2 protein-coding genes are annotated in these 3,910 nt (G+C 39.9%); both read right to left on the bottom strand.

The window, feature by feature from the left end; all coding sequences use genetic code 11:
• Positions 1-46: 46 nt before the first annotated feature.
• Positions 47-811 carry a polysaccharide deacetylase family protein gene (locus AC1DUW_RS22825; RefSeq protein ID WP_477643533.1) on the bottom strand — a complete coding sequence of 255 codons (765 nt, stop codon included), beginning with the start codon at positions 809-811 and terminating at the stop codon, positions 47-49.
• A 99-nt stretch (positions 812-910) separates the two neighbouring features.
• Positions 911-3,910: methionine synthase (gene metH, locus AC1DUW_RS22830; RefSeq protein ID WP_477643534.1), on the bottom strand; the 3,000-nt coding region annotated here is incomplete at its 5' end.

Here is a 3,910-nt window from a genome sequence, read left to right on the forward strand (position 1 = left end):
CTCTTATCCCTATACCTTAATTTACTATATATAAACACTGAGTTCATCATTTAAATTGTATTTTAGGAGTTGTCTCATCTATCGTATCAAAGGTATACCCTTCTCTTTTTAGGTTTTCTATAATATCCGGCAATGCTTTTACCGTATTTTTCATACTATTGATATCATGTAATAAGATATTAACATGCTTTTGATCTTTCAATCCTCTTTTCACAGAGGTAATGATTTGTTGCTCACTTATCGAAGGACTGATGCCATCTGTTGAATCGATGTTCCAATCAAAGTAAATATAACCTTTTTCTGATAATTGTTGAAGGATTCCATTAATGATTGGTTTAGTTGAAACCTGATGTCTAAGATGATTATTTGAACCACCCGGTATACGTACAATACGGCTCTTTACCCCATACTCTTTTTCAAGCATGGTTTCAAGCCTATTCAGATCTTGAAAGAAACTTTCTGTTGACCGATAAACAATAGAATAATCATGTGTATAGGAATGGAGGGCGATTTCATGACCCCGGGAAATCATTTCTTTATAGCATTGTTTTGCGTAAGGTTCTTCATTACCTTTTACAAAAAAGGTAGCTTTAACATGATATCGATCTAATATATCTAAAATATCCATCGTATTCGTAGACGGTCCATCATCGAATGTCAAATATGCAATTTTCTGATCTTCTTTACTTTTTACAAGCGGTGTTATTTCTTCCGGAATTGTTGCGTGTACTTGAACTGGCGGTTCACCTGTTATAACCAAGATAATAAAAGCACCCATTATGTAAAGATATAGTCGGAATAGACTCCTCATATAGTTGTATCCCCTTCCTTTTGACAATTAAGGTGTACTAATTCAGGGGTTTCATGCGCAATAAGACAGCGGTAAAAAATACCGCTGTCTCCTCACTGCTTATCGATCGACATTAAAGTAACGCGCTTCAGGATGAGCAAATACAATAGCTGAAACAGAAGCCTCTGGTTCCATCATGAATCCTTCAGTCAATTCTACTCCAATATCCTGCGGTTGTAACAAACGGAATAGCTTTTCTTGGTCTTCCAGATTTGGACAAGCTGGATAACCAAATGAAAACCTTTGACCGGTATACTTGGCTGCGAACCGCTCTTTCATTGACATTTCTATAGGATCGCTTATACCCAGGTCATCTCGCATCAATTGGTGGATTCTTTCTGCAAATCCTTCTGCAGTTTCAAGAGCCAGTGATTGAAGAGCATGGTTTTTCAAGAAATCACCTTCAAGTTTTAGTTGTTCTGCCCATTTTCTGATACCTCTACCAGCTGTAACGAGGAAGAAACCAACATAATCCATTTCCCCGGAAGAAACCGGCTTCGCAAAATCCGCCAAACAAAGGTGTGGACTTGTATCTTGTCTAGGAAAATCAAATGTTTCCAATACTTCCTGATGATTATCCGGATTATAAATGAATAACTGGTCTCCATCACTTTGAGCAGGGAAAAATTGATAAATAGCATTTAACCCGTAGTCTGGTTCTGCCTTTAAGAATTCAATCAGCTCATCAACCAAATCATTCAGTTGAATTGCTTTTTCATTCCCTTGCTTCACCAGCTCAGCAACTTTACCTTTTAATCCCAAATGATGACCAATTAACATTTGCCTATTAATATATGGTTGGATGACATCTAATGGATAATTTTTCAAAACATGTCTTTTGATGTCACGCGGTTTTTGAACCGGGACATTGCTTAACGGAGCTGCTGGTGTTTGCTTGCGAACTGGTTTTTCCATGGTTGCTGCAATTGCCGCATTGGCTTTCGATTTTTCCCGTTTTGCAACTAACTCCTCTAAGTAGACAACCTTTTTATTGGAATCATGTAAAATATTCGTGACAGCTAATCCATCCATAGCATCTTTGGAATATAAAACAGGACCGCCATATTCTGGTGAAATTTTGAAATCAGTAAATTTACGGGATAATGCTGCTCCCCCCACTAATATTGGAGTATCAATCCCTGCCTGTTTTAAATCCTGGGCAGTTAAAACCATTTGCTGTGCTGATTTTACAAGTAATCCAGACAGGCCTATGATAGTAGGCTCATGTTTTCGGACCTCTTCAATAATTTGTTGTGGTGCGACTTTAATTCCAAGGTCAATGACTTCATAGCCATTATTGGAAAGAATGATATCCACCAGGTTTTTACCAATATCATGTACGTCACCCTTGACAGTCGCTAAAAGGATCTTACCTTTCTTAGCACTATCTTCAGCATTTTCCATGAGTGGTTCAAGATGTGAGACAGCTGCCTTCATCGCCTCAGCACTTTGAAGTACTTCCGCGACAATGAGCTGATTATCATTAAATAACCTACCCACTTCACTCATCCCATCCATCAATGGTCCATTGATGATTTCTAATGGAGCGTCACCACGCTCGATTGCTTTATTTAAATCTTCAATTAAGCCTTCTTTCGTTCCCTCAATAATATAGTTCCCTAAACGTTCGTTTAACGGAAGGATAACACCATTATCTTTCTTCTCCGCTTTTTTTCCACGATAAAATTCAGTGAAGATGGCTAATGTTTCAGTAGAGGTATTAAACAGGAGTGCTTCGGCCAGTTTCACTTCCTCTTCCGGTATCAAAGCAAATCGTTCAAGTTTTTCCGTATTCACAATTGCGTAGTCAAGACCAGCCTTTGTACAGTGATATAAGAAAACGGCATTTAGAATTTCCCTTCCGCGTGCTGGGAGGCCGAACGACACATTTGAAATTCCAAGAATCGTTAAGCATTCCGGGAATTTCTCTTTGATTGCCTTAATTCCTTTAACCGTTTCTAAAGCAGAGCCTATATATTGCTCATCTCCCGTACCTACAGGGAAAACAAGCGGATCAAAAATGAGGTCGCTTTCGTTTAGGCCATATTTATTTACTAGCAAGTCCACAGAGCGGGTAGCCACTTCAATTTTCCGTTCAGCATCAACGGCCATTCCAATCTCGTCAATTGTTCCTACCACAACGGCAGCACCGTATTGATGAACGAGTGGAACAATTTTTTCAAAGCGCTCTTCACCATCTTCAAGGTTGATAGAATTAATAATTGACTTTCCTTGAGAATGCTTTAAAGCCTGTTCAAGAACGGCTTCATCTGTAGTATCAATGACTAATGGTACTTTCACTTTTTTGACAACTTCTTCAACGAATTCCTTCATATCACCTAGCTCATCACCATCAGGATCAGCAAGACAAATATCAATGACATGGGCGCCTTTCTTCACCTGAGCACGAGCAATTTCGGCAGCTGGCTCATAATGCTTCCCACGAATTAACTCCTTGAATTTACGAGATCCGATGACGTTCGTTCTCTCACCGACGAACAAGGGACGCATTGAATCATCATAAATAAGTGGCTCAATTCCTGATACGGCATGGCCATGTGCTGATTCCTTCATTTCACGGGGCTGTACGCCTTCTAGAACCTTAGAAAGCTCTTTAATATGTTCTGGTGTTGTTCCACAGCAGCCCCCAATGATATTGACCCAGCCTTTTGCTGCAAATTGCTTCATTTTCTCTGCAAGGGAAGTCGGGGATTCATGATAATGACCTTCTTCATCAGGTAGGCCTGCATTCGGATAACAGCTAATGGCACTGTTTGATATATCTGCAAGTGTCCGAATATGGTCTATCATGAACTCTGGTCCTGTCGCACAGTTCAAACCAACAGCCACAGGCTTCATATGTTCCACTGATAAATAGAACGCTTCAATGGACTGACCGGCTAGGGTCGTACCCATCGGTTCGATTGTACCTGAAATGATGACAGGCACTTCTTTCCCTGTTTTAGCAAAGGCCGCTTTTATTCCAGAAAAGGCAGCCTTAACATTAAGCATATCCTGACAGGTTTCTACTAACAACAGGTCCACACCACCGTCTAATAG

The sequence above is a fragment of the Peribacillus sp. P4_C12 genome, from assembly GCF_056402095.1.